Origin of the sequence: Pseudarthrobacter sp. N5 (assembly GCF_050157035.1) — a bacterium.
Taxonomy (GTDB): domain Bacteria; phylum Actinomycetota; class Actinomycetes; order Actinomycetales; family Micrococcaceae; genus Arthrobacter.
This window is the reverse complement of record NZ_CP189593.1, coordinates 1,954,812-1,970,864: the sequence shown is the minus strand read 5'-3', so window position 1 is coordinate 1,970,864 and position 16,053 is coordinate 1,954,812. Positions and strand designations below refer to the sequence as shown.

12 protein-coding genes are annotated in these 16,053 nt (G+C 63.6%); 3 read left to right on the top strand and 9 right to left on the bottom strand.

Annotated elements, in window-relative coordinates; translation table 11 throughout:
• Window positions 1-14: 14 nt before the first annotated feature.
• The 3 genes from cydD to ACQCST_RS09480 all read right to left on the bottom strand — a co-directional run bounded on the left by cydD (window position 15) and on the right by ACQCST_RS09480 (window position 6,236).
• Entirely contained in the window at window positions 15-3,503 is a 3,489-nt protein-coding gene (cydD, locus tag ACQCST_RS09490; RefSeq protein ID WP_426999008.1) for a thiol reductant ABC exporter subunit CydD, read from the bottom strand.
• A 6-nt stretch (window positions 3,504-3,509) separates the two neighbouring features.
• The gene (cydB, locus tag ACQCST_RS09485; protein WP_426999007.1) at window positions 3,510-4,559 is read right to left on the bottom strand and encodes a cytochrome d ubiquinol oxidase subunit II; all 1,050 of its coding nucleotides are present in this window, start codon (window positions 4,557-4,559) and stop codon (window positions 3,510-3,512) included.
• Between the two features lie 87 nt (window positions 4,560-4,646).
• The gene (locus tag ACQCST_RS09480; protein WP_426999006.1) at window positions 4,647-6,236 is read right to left on the bottom strand and encodes a cytochrome ubiquinol oxidase subunit I; all 1,590 of its coding nucleotides are present in this window, start codon (window positions 6,234-6,236) and stop codon (window positions 4,647-4,649) included.
• A gap of 267 nt (window positions 6,237-6,503) precedes the next feature.
• Between ACQCST_RS09480 and ACQCST_RS09475 the strand changes: the two genes are divergently transcribed.
• The gene (locus ACQCST_RS09475) at window positions 6,504-6,890 is read left to right on the top strand and encodes a BlaI/MecI/CopY family transcriptional regulator (RefSeq protein ID WP_426999005.1); all 387 of its coding nucleotides are present in this window, start codon (window positions 6,504-6,506) and stop codon (window positions 6,888-6,890) included.
• A gap of 6 nt (window positions 6,891-6,896) precedes the next feature.
• Window positions 6,897-7,883: a M56 family metallopeptidase gene (locus ACQCST_RS09470; protein ID WP_426999004.1), complete on the top strand. Its 987-nt coding sequence runs from the start codon at window positions 6,897-6,899 to the stop codon at window positions 7,881-7,883.
• Between the two features lie 53 nt (window positions 7,884-7,936).
• Here ACQCST_RS09470 and ACQCST_RS09465 read toward each other — a convergent pair whose 3' ends face one another.
• Window positions 7,937-10,045, bottom strand: a complete 2,109-nt coding sequence (locus ACQCST_RS09465; protein WP_426999003.1) for a DNA gyrase/topoisomerase IV subunit B — start codon at window positions 10,043-10,045, stop codon at window positions 7,937-7,939.
• Between the two features lie 257 nt (window positions 10,046-10,302).
• Between ACQCST_RS09465 and ACQCST_RS09460 the strand changes: the two genes are divergently transcribed.
• Window positions 10,303-10,524: a DUF7455 domain-containing protein gene (locus ACQCST_RS09460; RefSeq protein WP_426999002.1), complete on the top strand. Its 222-nt coding sequence runs from the start codon at window positions 10,303-10,305 to the stop codon at window positions 10,522-10,524.
• Window positions 10,525-10,655: 131 nt separating this feature from the next.
• On the opposite strand, the gene ACQCST_RS09455 is transcribed toward ACQCST_RS09460, so the two are convergent.
• From ACQCST_RS09455 to ACQCST_RS09435, 5 genes are all read right to left on the bottom strand, one after another.
• Window positions 10,656-11,999, bottom strand: coding sequence for an RNA polymerase sigma factor (locus tag ACQCST_RS09455; protein WP_426999001.1), 1,344 nt, complete (start codon window positions 11,997-11,999; stop codon window positions 10,656-10,658).
• A gap of 317 nt (window positions 12,000-12,316) precedes the next feature.
• Entirely contained in the window at window positions 12,317-13,072 is a 756-nt protein-coding gene (locus ACQCST_RS09450) for a DUF4192 family protein (RefSeq protein WP_426999000.1), read from the bottom strand.
• A gap of 32 nt (window positions 13,073-13,104) precedes the next feature.
• Window positions 13,105-13,530 carry a DUF4192 family protein gene (locus ACQCST_RS09445; protein ID WP_426998999.1) on the bottom strand — a complete coding sequence of 142 codons (426 nt, stop codon included), beginning with the start codon at window positions 13,528-13,530 and terminating at the stop codon, window positions 13,105-13,107.
• A gap of 113 nt (window positions 13,531-13,643) precedes the next feature.
• Window positions 13,644-14,984, bottom strand: coding sequence for an MFS transporter (locus ACQCST_RS09440; RefSeq protein WP_426998998.1), 1,341 nt, complete (start codon window positions 14,982-14,984; stop codon window positions 13,644-13,646).
• 34 nt (window positions 14,985-15,018) lie between these two features.
• On the bottom strand, window positions 15,019-15,957 hold the full coding sequence (locus ACQCST_RS09435) for a proteasome assembly chaperone family protein (protein WP_426998997.1): 939 nt from the start codon (window positions 15,955-15,957) through the stop codon (window positions 15,019-15,021).
• Window positions 15,958-16,053 lie beyond the last annotated feature (96 nt).

The following is a 16,053-nucleotide window of genomic DNA, read 5'->3' as shown; positions in this document are numbered from 1 at the left end:
GGTCATACCAACGGTTAACCGGTAGAAGCCGCCCACGTCATCGCCGGCACCTGACCGCCCAGGCAGCCACCCTGCAGATCCAGGCGTGCATCGTCCGGATCAATGTCCGCGGGATTGTGGGTGACCAGAACCACCGTCCGTCCGGACAGTCCGGAACGGAGATCAGCCAGCATGGCCCGTCCAGCGCTTGCGTCCAGATGGGCGGTCGGTTCGTCCAGAAGGATCACCTCAGCGCCCGTCATTAGTGTCCGTGCTACCGCGAGCCGCTGGCGTTCTCCCCCGCTGAGGAAAGAACCACCCGGACCGATCCGGGAATCCATCCCCTCCGGCAGTCCGCTCACCAGCGGCCCCAGCCCCACGGCATCGAGCACGCCCTGCATGTCCGTCTCCGCCTGATCCTGGCCCGTTCCCTGCGGCTGGAGGCCGAGCATCAGGTTTCCACGGATCGTCGAATCGAAAAGATGGGCTTCCTGGGGACACCAGGCGGCCCTGCCGGTGACGGCGATGGACCCGTCACGGGCTGGGAGGAATCCCAGAATGACCGAAAGGAGCGTGGACTTGCCGGACCCGGACGGCCCGGTGACGGCCAGCCAGCGGCCCGGTTCCGCTCTTGCTGTCAGGCCGGAAAACACGGCAGGGCCGCCGGGCCAGGCCGCTGCGAGGGAGCCGATTGCGAGTCCCGCCCTGTTCCCCGGGCGGCCGGCCACCTCTGCCCGGCCCTCGTTGTCCCCGGTTCCGGCAAGGCCGGCACGCAGTACTCCCGATTCGCTGATCCGGCGCATGACGTCCCGCAGGGCAGGGTACTGGCGGACCGCCGTCGCCATTGCCGCGTACGGTTCCACAAGGGCAAGCTGTAGAAGAACCACGACGGCGGCGGTTGCCGGCTCTACGGAACCGTCCAGGACCTGAGGCGCTGCCAGGACGGCGCTGGAGAGTGCCGCAATTCCGCAAGCTGCGGCTGTCACGGCCTGTCCCAGGCCTTCCGCCCAGGCCGAGCGCTGTGAGACGGCGGTGGCTATGCGGTCCTGCCCACTGATATCTGTAAGTACCGCTTCGGCAACATTGTTCGCGTGTAGCTCCGCCCGGGCATCCAGGGCGGCGGCGATCCGGCGAAGTACTCCGCTGCGCAGCCGCTGCTCCGTGCGTGTGGACATCCGGTCAGCCAGCAGTGCGCTTGCGGGTGCCAGCAACAGGCTGGCCGCCGCTGCCCCAAGGACTGCGGGAAACGCCACGGGAAGCAGCAGGCCGGCTGTGGTGACGGCGGCTGCCGCGACCGCCAGGGCTGTGACTGGCGGCAATACCGCTCGGGGAAGCAGCTCCCTGACGGTATCGACGTCGTCGATCACGGTCCCCAGCACATTGCCTCCCTGCAGGAGCCGGCGGAGCGAGAGCGCCCGCCGGCTCAAAGCCTCCCACAGCCCGCCCCGGAGCCTGGTAAGGGAAGCGAAGACGGCGTCATGGAGCAGCAACCGTTCGCCATAGCGGAGCACCGCCCGTCCGATTCCGAAGAACCGCACGCCCACAATAGCGGTGAGCAGATACAGGATGGGCGGCTGTTCACTGGCCCGGATAATGAGCCAGCCGGAGAGCCCTGCGAGCGCCACGGCAAACAGTGCAGCAAGCGTCCCTGCCACCCCGGCGGCGGTGAATCCCCGCGCCACCGGAGCCAATAGCCGCGCCAGCAGCGCGGCAGTGGGAACTGCCTCGGCCCGGGCTGCTGTGGTGTCGGGGAAACCGGCAATCATGGATCCTGAACCGGGTTCGCGGGTGGCCGGTTCCCGTTCCTCGACGGTCCGGGCGGAATCGTGGATCGGCACCTGTGTTGCCAGACCGCCGGCAGCCGCGGCTTCAGCTGTTCCGGACCGGCCACCGACCGGGACCAGATGGTCGGCAAGGGCGCGGGTCCGGGAGTCGTGGGCCACCAGGATCACTGTGACGCGGTCACGCAGGCCGCGGACGGCCGAGCGCACCACCGCGGCTGAATCGGCGTCCAGATGGGCCGTTGGTTCATCCAGCAGCAGCACCGTGGCACCGCCCTCGATCCGGGCCAGCCCCCGGGCCAGCGCCACCCGGCGCAGCTCCCCCGGGCTGAGCTCCGCGGGATGTTTGCCAGCCAGATGTGCAGCAGCTGATGCGGAGAGACAACGCAGGGCAAGTTCGCCTGCGGTGCCGTGGCCTGCAGCATCCTTCGTTGCGGCATATGGGCCCAGGTACAGGAGGATTTCATCCAGGACGGTCTCTGAAACCATGACCGGATGTTGCGGAACCCAGGCAATCGTCTCCCTGCTGAACCCCGAAATGCCGCCGCTGACTGACGTACCGCCGCCGCAGCCAACGGTTCCGGCCAGAACTCCCAGGATGGTGCTCTTCCCGGCGCCGCTGGGGCCGTCAAGCGCCGTGATGCAGCCACCGGGTGCGGTAAAGCTGAGAGGCCCGACGGCGGCTGCCGACCTGACGCTGTAGGTGACGGTCAGCCCCGTGACGGTTATCTCCGGGCCATCCGCCGCCGGGCCGTCCACCGCCGGGGCCGCGGTTGTATGGGTCCGGACGGACATGGGTAGGGCTTCCGGCTCCGCGTTCGCGAGAACGGACCGGGTCTCGGCAAGCGCAGCGCGTCCGTCGTCGCTGGCATGGTGGGCGGTGCCCAGCTCGCGGAGCGGGAGGTAGCAGTCCGGGGCCAGGATGAGGGCCAGTAGCCCCGCTTCCAGTGCCATGTCGCCGTGGATCAGCCGCACTCCGATGAACACGGCCACCACGGCTACCGAGATGGTCGCTATCAGTTCCAGGGCGAGAGCCGAAAGAAACGCTGTGCGGAGGGTGCCCATGGTTTTGATGCGGTATTCCTCGGAAATATCCTCAAGCGCCTGGCGCTGCGCGCGGGCGCGGCCAAGGCCCACCAGCACCGGCAGTCCCTTGGCAAGCTCCAGCATGTGCCCCGACAGCCTCGAAAGCGCGGACTGCGCGTCACGGACTCTGTCCTCCGTGTACCTGCCGATCAGCACCATAAACAGTGGCACCAGCGGAACCGTCAGGATGATGACGGCTGCGCTGATCCAATCGGCAAACAGGATGCGCGCGCCCAGCAGCAGAGGGATGGTGGCACAGTTGACCAAGGCAGGCAGGAACCGGGTGTAATAGCTGTCCAGGGCGTCAAGGCCCCGCGTGGCCAGTACTGCCAGCCCGCCATCGGCAGGGCCGGCATCGCGTGCGCCGTTCCGGAGTGCCCGTGTCAGGAGCTGCGAGCGCAGTTCTTCCTTGACGCCCAGCGCGGCCCGGCGCGAAGCCACGCTCTGTCCCCAGATGGTCAGTGATCTCAGCATTACACCGGCGAGTCCCCAGCCCAGCTGGGCCCCCCACCCGGGATCGCCGGCCATCAGTCCGGCAAGAATGGCGGCAACAGCCTGTCCCATCAGCACAAGGGACAATGCCTTGAGGGCAGCAAGGAGGCCCAGCAGGTACAGGGCCATGCGCGCGGCGGGCTCCGAGGGCAGGGACGGTCGCATCCGGTACTAGTCCTTGCTCGCCAGGAATTTGCCTGCGATGGCAGGGAGGAAGCTGTGGGCGGCCGGAATGTGGTCGGCGCTGACGCGTCGGCGGAACACCCAGTAAGTCCAGGACTGGTAGGCGATCACCAGCGGCAGTCCGAAGGCGGCAACTATGCTCATCAGCCCCAGGGTGTAGTCAGAAGACGAGGCGTTGGAGACCGTGAGGCTGAACTCAGGATTGATGGTGGACGGCAGCACGGCAGGGTAGGCCGCGCCGAAGATGGACGCGCTGCCGGCGAGCAGGAACACCCCCAGCGCAAGGAACGTGCGCTTCTCGGATCCCCGCCTGGCCAGGATCCAGGCAACTGCTGCCGCAATCACAGCCACCACTACAGCCGCAAAAGTCCACGGCACACCACTGAGCAGCTGGAGGCTGACCGCCCAGCCGGCCATCGGCAGCAGAAGCACGGGCAGCAACCGGACAAACCAGCGCCGCGCACGGAGCCGGATCTCGCCGTCGGTCTTCAACGCGAGGAAAGCGAGGGCGTGCACCAGCGCGAAGCCGGCAACGGCCAGCCCGCCCAGCAGCGCGTAGCCGTTGAACCAGGCGAAGGGGCCACCCACCCGGTCACCGTTTGCATTGAGGGGAAGACCCGTGGTGGTCAGCGCGAGCGCGGCACCCACGCCGAACGCTGCAACAAGTGATCCCGCAGCCATGGCCCAGTCCCACGCTGTGCGCCACCGGTCCGTATCCACCTTGCCCCGGTATTCGATGGCTACGGCGCGGAAGATCAGCGCCAGAAGGACAAGGAGCAACGGCAAGTACAGGGCCGAAAACAGTGAGGCATACCATAGCGGGAAGGCCGCAAAAGTGGCACCACCCGCGGTCAGCAGCCATACTTCGTTGCCGTCCCACACCGGGCCGATGGTGTTGAGCAGGACCCGGCGTTCGGTGTTATTTCGTGCGAAGAGCTTCATCAGCATTCCGACGCCGAGATCAAACCCTTCCAGGAAAAGATAACCGGTCCACAGCACGGCAATGGCTATGAACCAGATCGTGGGTAGCAGTTCCATGCTGTGTTTCCTCTGCTTCTTGAATAATCTGCTGCTGGTTGTGTTGTGCCCGGTACCGAGCCGGGATCGCTGCTGGCCGGGCGGCTGTCAGTACGCGAAGGCGAGGACATCGCCGGGAGCCTTCCCGCCGGGTGGGGTGGTGCCGTCCCGTCCGTCGTCATCATGGACGTGTGCAAGTTCAGGCATCGCCGACACCACGCCGCCGCGGATGTACGTCACCAGCAGTTTCACTTCCACCACCAGCAGCACCGCGTAGACGCTGCTCAGCGCCACTAGGGAGGTCAGGAGTTCCCCGGCGGAAACGCCCGGGGAGACTGCGGCTGCGGTGAACATAAACACCTGGTCTATGCCGTTCGGGTCCGGATTGGGCGCCACTACAAAGGGCTGCCGGCCCATCTCTGTAAAAATCCAGCCGGCCGCGTTAGCTCCGAACGGGGCCAGGATTCCAAAAACGGCAAGACGCATGAGCCACCGGGATGCCGGAACGGTACCTTTCCTGGTCATCCACAGGGCGAGCAGGGCAGCGAAGGCGGCGAGTCCGCCGAAGCCGATCATCATCCGGAAGCCCCAGTAGGTGACTTCCATAACGGGGACGTACTGGATTTCCTGCCCTGCGCGGTCCCCATAGATGGGGTTGTCCGGAAGGTGTGTGCCGTAGCCGGCCTTGTATTCGTCAAGCAGACTGTTCACACCCTTTACCTCCGTGGTGAAATCACCTTTGGCCAGGAACGAGAGGATCCCGGGGACCTCTATGACGGCCACGATGTCGTCGCAGTTCTTTGAGCCGACGTTGCCGACGCTAAGCACGGAAAAGCCTGTCCCGTCGTGGCAGGCCGCCTCGGCGGCGGCCATTTTCATGGGTTGCTGTTCAAACATCAGCTTGCCCTGCAGGTCACCGGTGATTGCTGTGCCGGCGAACGAAATCATGGCGACGACGGCGCCGATCCGGAGGGAGTGGATCCAGACTTTGTAGTCGGTCCGGTCGCGGCCGGGGATCCCTGAACCGCCCGGAATGACACGGCCGTCCGTTCCAACGGTGTCAATGCCGTCGTGGCGGCGGCGCCACAGATGATACCACGCAATCCCGAGCAGGAAGGCGCCGGCAACGGCGAGCGCGCCGAAGAGCGTGTGCGGGACGGCCACGAGGGCGGTGTTGTTGGTGAATACCGCCCAGGCATCCGTCATGACGGGCCTGCCCTCGATCATTTCGACGCCCACGGGATGCTGCATCCAGCTGTTGGCCACGATGATGAAGTAGGCGGAGAAGACGGAGCCGACGACGGCGATCCAGAGGCACGCGAGATGGACGCCCTGTTTGAGCTGCTTCCAGCCGAAGATCCAGAGTCCCAGGAAGGTGGATTCGACGAAAAATGCCAACAGCGCTTCAAGCGCCAGAGGTGCCCCGAACACATCGCCCACAAACCGGCTGTATTCACTCCAGGCCATGCCGAACTGGAATTCCTGCACGATTCCAGTGGCAACGCCCATGATGAAGTTGATCAGGAAGAGCTTTCCCCAGAACTTTGTCATCCGCAGATATTCGGCTTTTCCCGTGCGGTACCAGGCTGTCTGGATCACTGCCACCACGAGGCCCAGGCCGATGGTCAGGGGCACCATCATGAAGTGGTAGACGGTGGTGATTCCGAACTGCCAGCGTGCGATTTCCAAGGCGTCCAAGGCGGTCCCTACTGTAGGCCGGGTTCTCAAGGTGAATATTTCTACGTCACGTAGAACTTCTAATTTCTACCGAGTGTAGAACAAATCTCAGTGCGCTGTAAACAACAGTTCCACCCGCTTGCGCCGTCTGCAAGGGCGCGGCGCGCCGATTGTTCTACTTCACGTAGAAAGATTGCCGGAAAAGCGGTAAATTGAGAGCTGGAGAAATTGGACGTCGCTCCGCCAGGCCTAAGGCAGGGCGGTGCCGGGGAATTAAGGATGTACGACATGGCAAGTCTCGGCGAACTGGAACGGGCAGTGATGGATCTGCTCTGGGCAGGCCATGAAGCAGCCACGGCAAACACCCTGCGTGATTTGCTGGCCCGGAGCACCGAGGCGCACGGCGGCGCCGCTGGACACGCGGGCAAGGACCTGGCAGTCACCACTGTCCTTACCGTGCTCTCACGCCTTGAGAAGAAGGGCCTCGTCGAGCGCGAGCGTGGCACCCGGCCACACCGGTACCAGGCCGTATCCAGCCGCGAGGACCACACCGCTGATCTGATGCATGAGGTCCTCGGCTCGGCGCCGGACCGCGAGGCCGTGCTGGCCCGCTTCATCGGCTCTGTTACCGACAGTGAAGCTGAGACACTGCGCAAACTGCTTGGCCACAGCTAGCAGCCCATGTTCTGGACCTCATATTTCCTGGCGGTCCTGGCGACAGTCCTGGCATGGCCGGTGCCTGTCCTGCTCTCGCGTGCCCAATGGCCGGCGCGTTCCCCCTTTACCGCCATGCTCCTGTGGCAGACCATAGCACTGGCCGGAGGGCTCTCCATGATCGGCGCCATGCTGGTCTATGGCTTGGAGCCCGTAGGCGACAACCTGCTCGCCGGCCTGCGTGCGCTGGCCGGAATGGTGTTCAATAACGCCCCCACCACCGCCCTTGGCTTCTGGCATGTCTTTGCGTTGTCGACAGCTGCTCTCCTGACTGCCCACCTGGTCTTCACGTTGCTGCTGACGTATCTGCGCATTGAGCGCCAGCGCAGCCGGCACCGCGAACTACTGGCGGTGCTGGCTTCACCGTCGTCCGACGGAACGGGCACTGTGGTCATCAGCCACGACTCCCCGGTGGCGTACTGTCTTCCTGGCGGCGCCCGCTCCGTGACGGTGCTGTCCGACGGGCTGATGGCGGTTTTGGAACCTGCGGAGCTCCGCGCAGTGCTGATTCACGAGAATGCCCACTTGAGCCAGCGCCACCATCTGCTCCTGTGGGCTTTTGCGGCCTGGCGGCAGGCGCTGCCGTGGTTTCCCACCACACGCCTGGCCCAGGAATCAGTCAACTCCCTCATTGAGATGCTGGCCGACGACGTCGCACTGATGACGGAAAGCAAAGCAACGCTGATCAAAGCAATTGCGATTGTCGCGAGCGGCCCAACGGTAACGCCTGGGGGGAGAACAGCAATCACGGCCGGACTGCCTGACGTGGGGCCACCGTCCGGGGACGGTTCCGGCGCTTCAGGATCAGCACGCACTACGGCCTCACGCGTCAGCCGCTTGCTGTCTCCCAGGCCGCCGCTGCCTTCCGCGCTCCGGGCAACGGTCGTGGCAGGTTGTGTTCTGTTGCTGGCCATTCCCACGGCGCTGTTGATCGTCCCCGGACTTCTCGGCTGACTTTACGGTCCACCGTTGATCTGCCTGACTTCGCACCATCGCACCATCGCGCCTCAGGCGTCGATGCGTTCCCGGTCCAGACCCGCAGCGCCGGCAATGATGAAGTCCTTGCGGGGCGCCACATCGGACCCCATCAGCAGATCAAAGGTTTTTTCAGCGCGTTCGGCGCTCTGGATGGTGACCCGGCGAAGCATCCGGTGCCGGGGATCCATGGTGGTTTCAGCCAGCTGTTCCGCGTCCATTTCACCGAGGCCCTTGTAGCGCTGAATGGGCTCCTTGTAGCGTTTTCCATCCTTGGCAAGCTGCGCCAGCAGGACGTGGAGTTCGGCTTCCGAATACGTGTAGATCATGTCGTTGGCCTTCTGGCCGGCGTTGATGACCTCCACCCGATGCAATGGCGGCACAGCGGCATATACCCGCCCCTGCTCAACCATGGGGCGCATGTACCTGAAGAAGAGTGTCAGCAGAAGTGTACGGATGTGTGCGCCGTCTACGTCGGCATCCGTCATCAGTATCACCTTGCCGTAACGCGCAGCCTCTATGGCGAAGGTACGCCCGGATCCCGCTCCCACCACCTGGATCAGGGCGGCACACTCGGTGTTGGACAACATGTCCCCCACTGAAGCCTTCTGGACGTTGAGGATCTTGCCACGGATGGGCAGCAGGGCCTGAAAATCGGAGGAACGCGCCAATTTTGCCGTTCCCAAGGCGGAGTCGCCTTCCACAATGAACAGTTCAGAACGGGCGACATCGTCCGTCCGGCAGTCCGCCAGTTTTGTGGGCATCGAGGAAGTTTCCAGTGCGTTCTTCCGACGCTGCGTTTCTTTGTGGACCCTTGCCGAAATGCGGGACTTCATCTCGCTGACAATTTTTTCCAGGAGCAACGCGGACTGCGCTTTGTCGTTACGGTTGGCTGAGTTGAGTTTTGCGGCGATTTCCCTCTCCACCACCCGGGACACGATTGCCCTGACCGCGGAGGTACCGAGGATTTCCTTGGTCTGTCCCTCGAACTGCGGTTCAGCCAGCCGGACAGTGAGCACCGCGGTGAGACCGGCGAAAATGTCGTCCTTCTCGATCTTGTCGTTTCCGGCTTTCAGCTTGCGGGCGTTGGATTCCACCGCTTTACGGAAAGTTTTCACGAGGGCCTGTTCGAACCCGGCCTGATGGGTTCCGCCCTTGGGCGTGGAGATGATGTTCACAAAGCTGCGCAGGGCGGAGTCGTAACCAATCCCCCAGCGAAGTGCAACGTCCACCTCGCAGTCACGCTCCACCTCGGCCAGCTGGCTGTGGCCCTTGTCGTCCAACACCGGAACAGTCTCTTTGAACTTGCCCGCACCGTGGAGACGCCAGACGTCGGTGACTGCCGGATCGACGGCGAGAAACTCCACGAATTCCGAAAGACCGCCGTCATGGTGGAAAACCTCCTCATGAGTGGCCAGCTCTCCGGGAGTACCCGCCACCCTGCGCTCATCGCGGACGGTGAGTTTGAGGCCCGGTACCAGGAAGGAGGTCTGCCGTGCCCTGGCGGCCAGTTCATCGTAGGAGAACTTCGCGTCAGAGGTGAAAATCTGGCGGTCCGCCCAGTAGCGGATCCGGGTTCCCGTTACACCGCGCTTGGCTTTGCCGATGATGTCCAGAACCGAGCCATCCACAAAAGGCGCGAAATCAGAGGATGGATCCGGGCGTGGTCCGGTGTCCTTGAACCGTCCGGGCTCTCCCCGGCGGAAGGACATTTTGTAGGTTTTGCTGCCGCGGTCCACTTCAGCGTCCAGTCGTGCCGAGAGTGCGTTGACCACTGACGCGCCTACACCGTGAAGTCCGCCCGAGGCGGTATAGGAACCACCGCCGAATTTGCCGCCGGCATGAAGTTTCGTGAACACCACCTCGACGCCGGTCAGCCCGGTTTTTGGCTCGACGTCAATAGGGATGCCGCGGCCGTCGTCGTGGATTTCCACGGAGTTGTCCGCGTGAAGGATGATCTTGATGTCATGGCCGAATCCGGCCAGAGCCTCGTCCACCGAATTATCGATGATTTCCCAGAGACAGTGCATCAGGCCGCGGGAGTCGGTGGATCCGATGTACATGCCCGGCCTCTTGCGGACGGCCTCCAGGCCCTCCAGCACGGAGAGGTGCCGGGCGGTGTAATCAGAACTAGGTGCCACGGGTGATGCGCTCCTTCAGCGACGGTACAGCCAGGGTGATAATGCTCTTCCTAGGGTAGTCGGCCTGCCTCCGTTCACCGGGCTGCCACTGCAGCTGGAGCTCAGGGCTCGTGCTCTTTGTTACGGAGCTGTGATAAGTGCACAGCGAACTTGACGCAATCTTGCGGATACGCGCACAGCGAACTTGATCAATCCTTGCAATGGTTTTGATCCGAATACTGTTTATATAGAGATACAGATCTACTAAGGAGGCCGACATGACAACAGCAGTTGCGGACCGCACACTCAACGCAGTTGACCGGTGCGATCGTTGTGGAGCACAGGCATATGTCCGCGTTGTACTCGAGACCTCCGGCGGTGAGCTGCTCTTCTGCGGCCACCACGCACGGGCCGTCGAAGCGACGCTCAAGCCTTTAAGCTCAGATTGGCATGACGAAACCGGGCGCCTTCATGAGAAGCCGCCGGTTCCGGTCGATTAGTCAACTAAGCGACCAAGCAGGGCCCCTCCGTCCGAAGGGGCCCTGCTTTTTTGTGGGCTGTGTTTCAGCGAGCCAGCAATAAAAAAACCACCCCCGGATCTAGCCCGGCGGCGGTCTTTTTAGCGGAAATCCTAGTCCAGGTAGTCCCGGAGCACCTGGGAGCGCGAAGGGTGCCGGAGCTTGGACATGGTCTTGGATTCGATCTGGCGGATGCGCTCACGCGTCACGCCGTAGACCTTGCCGATTTCGTCTAAAGTCTTCGGCTGTCCGTCAGTGAGTCCGAACCGCATGGCTACGACGCCAGCCTCGCGCTCGGACAGTGTGTCCAGCACGGAGTGGAGCTGTTCCTGCAGGAGTGTGAAGCTCACTGCATCGGCGGGTACCACCGCTTCGGAGTCCTCGATGAGGTCACCGAACTCGGAGTCACCGTCTTCACCCAGCGGGGTGTGCAGCGAGATCGGTTCGCGGCCGTACTTCTGAACCTCGACGACCTTTTCCGGTGTCATGTCCAGTTCCAGGGCGAGCTCTTCGGGAGTGGGTTCACGGCCCAGATCCTGCAGCATCTGACGCTGGACACGCGCGAGCTTGTTGATGACTTCAACCATGTGCACGGGGATACGGATTGTACGGGCCTGGTCGGCCATGGCGCGGGTGATGGCCTGGCGGATCCACCACGTGGCGTACGTTGAGAACTTGAAGCCCTTGGTGTAGTCGAACTTCTCCACAGCGCGGATCAGACCCAGGTTCCCTTCCTGGATCAGGTCCAGGAACAGCATGCCACGGCCGGTGTAGCGCTTGGCCAGCGACACAACCAGACGAAGGTTGGCCTCAAGCAGGTGGTTCTTGGCGCGCTTGCCGTCATGGATAACGAACTCAAGCTCGCGCTTGAATTTCGGGTCCATGGAGCCGTCGTCGGCATTGATCTTCTCTTCGGCAAACAGGCCGGCCTCGATGCGGAGGGCCAGGTCGACTTCCTGTTCCGCATTCAGCAGGGCAACCTTGCCAATCTGCTTCAGGTAATCCTTGACGGGGTCGGCTGTAGCGCCGGCCGACATTACCTGTTGGACAGGGGCGTCGTCGTCGTCAGCATCTGAGTAGACAAATCCGGTGCCTGTGGCAGCTGATGCTGCCTTGGCTGCGCTGATCTCGGCCGCATCTGCGCTCTCCGGACCGTCCTGCGACAGGTCGTCCTGGTCTTCGTCTGCCTCATCGGCATCGTCATCACCAGACGTCCGCCCGCGGGCAGACGTCCCGGCTGCTGCTGCGGCTTTCGCTCCAGGCTTGGGGCCCCGCTTCTTGGGCTCCGGCCGCGCACCTGCCGAGCCAGTGTCATCGCCTTCGGCGGCAGCGGCATCTTTGACAGCCTTGTTGGCTGCCCGTGTGGCTGCACGCTTGGCGTTCGTCGCCGCCTGCTTGTCCTCAGGGGACAAATCGTCCTGGGCGGCGGGGTCCTTCTTCGCGGAAGACGGGGTCACAGAAAACCTTTCTAGCGGCGGTCTGTGGAATCACCATACGGGCAACACCACTATGACCCTGTCAAGTCCGTGATCAACATCAGATGCAAACCACAACCCGCAGAGCCACTTAGTAGAACTGCCGGCGCGGCCGTAATGTTCCCCTTTACAGGGTCCCGTTACATGCACCTGATACACGGACCCAACCGGGTCTCGGCATCCATTGTCTCACGGTTTTCCCAATCCAGGCCTCAGCCGGACAACCCGCTGCAATATTCCGGCGGTCACTGCACATTCTCCGCGACGCTGTGACGGCATCATCCTTCGGGGTGGGGAAACTAGGCGGCGTCAGGTTCGAACCGCTGCCACGCGGCATCGCGCCGGCCCGCCCAGCCGCAAATGGTGCCCCGCCGCACCAGTTCGGACATAAGCTCTGCCAGCCGGTAGCCGTGGTGCTCTTCCAGAGCCTGATTCAGAAATGCATCCGCGAAGGATCCGCGGCCACGGCACCATTCGATCCAGCCCAGTGAAGTGAGCGCCGCAGCACGTGCCTCCCCTGCGCCGGAGTCCGAAAGCTGGATCAGAACATGCTCCAGCCACCCGATCATGGGCCAGTCAGGCAGAGCAGGGTTCATTCCCAGCAGGACTTCGCCATATCCTGCTGGGGCTCCCCCTGTGTCACTGTCCGGCCAGGCTCGCGGGACCGGCCCCGGTGCCAGATCCCCGGGCGGAGGAAGAATCGGAGCCAGGCGGGCGTCGTCATCGAAGACTCCGAAGTCTTCCGCCCCGCGTTCGGCAGCCTGCCTACCGGCGGCCGCCATCACGAGGACGGCATCCCGCCATGCGGGCACACGGAGGGAGGCGCGCAGATATGCCCTGAGCCGGGGCGCCAGTTCAGGTGCCGGGGCCGGCCGGAGTACCGACTCCCAGGTGTCCAGAACTCCCTCGAACTGCGCCCGGCCCGCCTTCCGGCGGTGGAATCCGGTGGAATACCGCTGTTCCCAGGCGGGAATGGCGGGATCCGCCATTCCCGGCCGGACCGGGAGGATCCCGAATGACGGCGGCGCGCCTACGCTGCTGCCGCGGTAGACCATTTCCGCGTTGAGCCGGCCGTCCTTGATCTCAGCTATGGGCCGGCCGGGCAGCGGGCAGCAGCCGGAGTCCGTGCAGTAGGCGTCGCGCCAAAGCTGTCCCCCACATACCAGGCATCCCGCACCGGCATTCCCGCGGATTCAAGGGCGGTTTCAAGGGCCGCGAGCAGCCGCGCATGGGTACTGGCAGAGTCCATCCAGCCGTGGTTGGTGAAGAGCATCAGCAGGGTGGCGTCAGCTTCGCCGTCGGCCTTGAGGTAGTCACTGACGGTTCTGGCGAACTCCCACGGATCCGCCAGCCCGCCCGGACCGGGAAGGTCAACGCTCAGCGTTGCTCCCAGCCGTTTGCCCTGCATGGTCATGGCAACCAGGCTTTCGGCGGGCCAGTATCCCAGTGAATGCGGAACGAAGCCCAGGATGTCCTCGGGGCCCTTAACAGTCAGATGTTCAGGAGGTGTCATGTACCCAGCTTCAGCCGATGGTCTGCACCGGCACAGCAGCGAGTTCAGCCATGTGGAAAAAGGAGCTTGCCCAGGTGCTGTGGAGGACAAGCGGACGCTGTGCAGGAGAAGTGCTAATCCCGCGAGGGGGCGCGGCGCCGGGCCAGGCGTGATCTGCGCTGTTCGGCCAGGGACCTCAGCAACGGCGGGACATGGACACCTTGCGCCGCCATCTGACGCCGGACTTTTCTTCTGCAGACGATGATCGCCGCCGCTCCGATACTCAGGAGCAGGAAGTGCACGCTCAGCGCGATCCTGAACGGTTCCAGCCCGTAGAGCGCTCCGTTGGAGAATCCGGCAGAGTAAAGAACGTCCAGGACCAGGCCGATGAGGAATATCGCCACGAGGGCCGCGATGAATCCGCCCACGTTGACGATGCCGGTTGCCGTACCGATCCGGTGGGCAGGGTTGAACGTCCGTGCGAAGTCGAAGCCGATCATCGATCCCGGACCACCGATGGCCAGAACCACTACCAGTCCTGCCAGCAGCCAAACCGGCGACCGGCCGCTATTCAGCAGGATAGCTCCCCAGGCGGCCGCCGTGGCGCCGGCGATGAGCAACACCATTGTGGAACGCCGCAAGGGATGCCGCGAGACAAACCGGCCCATTAATGGACCCGCTGCGATCCCGGCGGCGACGTAGAGGGCCATAAGCGCCGAAACGGTACCGGCATCCAGACCCTGGGCTGATATCAGAAACGGGTACCCCCACGTCATGGCAAACACCGTGCCGCTGAACTGGACGGTGAAATGGCTCCACAGCCCCAGCCTGGTTCCAGGCTGACGCCACGCACGTGAGAGTGAGATGCCCGTCGCCCGCAGCCCCTGGCCCGTTCCGGACGCGGGTGTGCCGGGCGGTTGGTCCTGCAACAGCAACAGGACAACGACGACTGCGACCCCGGACAGTCCGGCCATCGTCAGGAACGCCGGGGTCCAGCCGGCATTGTGCAGAATGAGTGCAAACGGCAGGACGCTGAAAAGCTGTCCCAGCTGTCCAGACATTCCCGTGAGCTGGGTGAGGAGCGGAACACGGGCCGGAGCGAACCAGAGGGGTATCAGCCGGATGACGGCAATAAAAGTCATGGCGTCGCCGGCACCGACGAGGACCCTTCCCAGTACCCCGCCAGGAATGCTGACCGCGAACGCCAGCTGCAGCTGGCCCAGCCCCATGAGTACCGCGCCGCCGGCGATCATGGTACGCGAGCCGAACCTGTCCACCAGCACGCCCACCGGAATCTGCAGGCCGGCGTAGACCAGTAGCTGCAGAACGGTAAAGAAGGAGATCGCCGAGGCGCTGGCGTGAAACCGCTCGGTGGCCTCGATGCCCACCACGCCAAACGATGTCCGCTGAGACACGGCCACCAGGTACGAGAAGATTCCGATCGTCCAGATCAGCCAGGCGCGGGATGCAGTCACCCCTCTATTATGCCCCGAGCGCTATAAATAGTATTTATTGACCTGGATTTTCCCGCGCCAGATACGCCTCAAAAGCCGCTCCAAGCACCTCGCCATTGGGCAGCTGGTCGTTTTCATCTGCCAGGAGGGAACGCCGGACCGTGCCCTCAGCCTTCTCGTCATACCTTGTTTCCAGCCGTGAGACCACCTGCTGCACGTCTTCGGATGAAACTATCTGCTCCGCAATCTGGCGGCCTACCTCGCGTCCGGCTTCCCGCAGGCGGTCCGTTGGCAGCATCAAAGAGGTGGCGGCGCCCAGGTACTCCAGGCCGGCCACGGCGGCAGGTGGATACTCAGCTTCCGCCAGATAGTGGGGCACATGGATGACGTAGCCGGTAACGTTTCGCCCGGCCTCCATCAGCCGCAGTTCGAGGATGTGTCCCACGGCCGCCGGAACTTCCACAGTCGGCTTCCACATGGAGATGCCTTCGATCAGCTCCGGCCGGTTGCCGTGGACCGTCACGCCCACAGGACGGGTGTGCGGGACAGGCATCGGAATGGAATGGATCCAGGTCACCAGGTTCACGTCAAGCTTCTCCACGATGCCCACCACTGCGCGGGCAAAGCGTTCCCACTGCAGGTCCGGCTCGAACCCGGCGAGGAACAGGAACGGATTCCCCAGACCGTCGACGAGCCGGTACAGCGCAAGGGTTGGTGCCTGGTAGTCCTGCAGGTGATCTTCTACAAAGGAAACGTGGGGCCTTCGTGAGCGGTAGTCGATCAGCTGGTCGGCATCGAACACCGCTACCCGTTCTGAGTCCAGGGTGTCCAGTAGCTCTGCGGTGATCTGTTGGACCACGTGGCCGGCGTCGGCAAAGCCGGTGAAGCCCATCACCAGGTTGAGCCCGCGGAACTCCGGGTTGCGGAACAGCTCGGGGTTGCTTGCGTAAAGAGTTTCAGGGTCCAGCAGTGAGCCGGATATCCGTTCAAGCACGGCGTGTTCCTTTCATGATCGGGGTGGATATTCTTTACAACGCCTCACGTAGCCGGGACATTCCTCAGGCCGGGTGTGGCACAGCTCTCAGCCAAT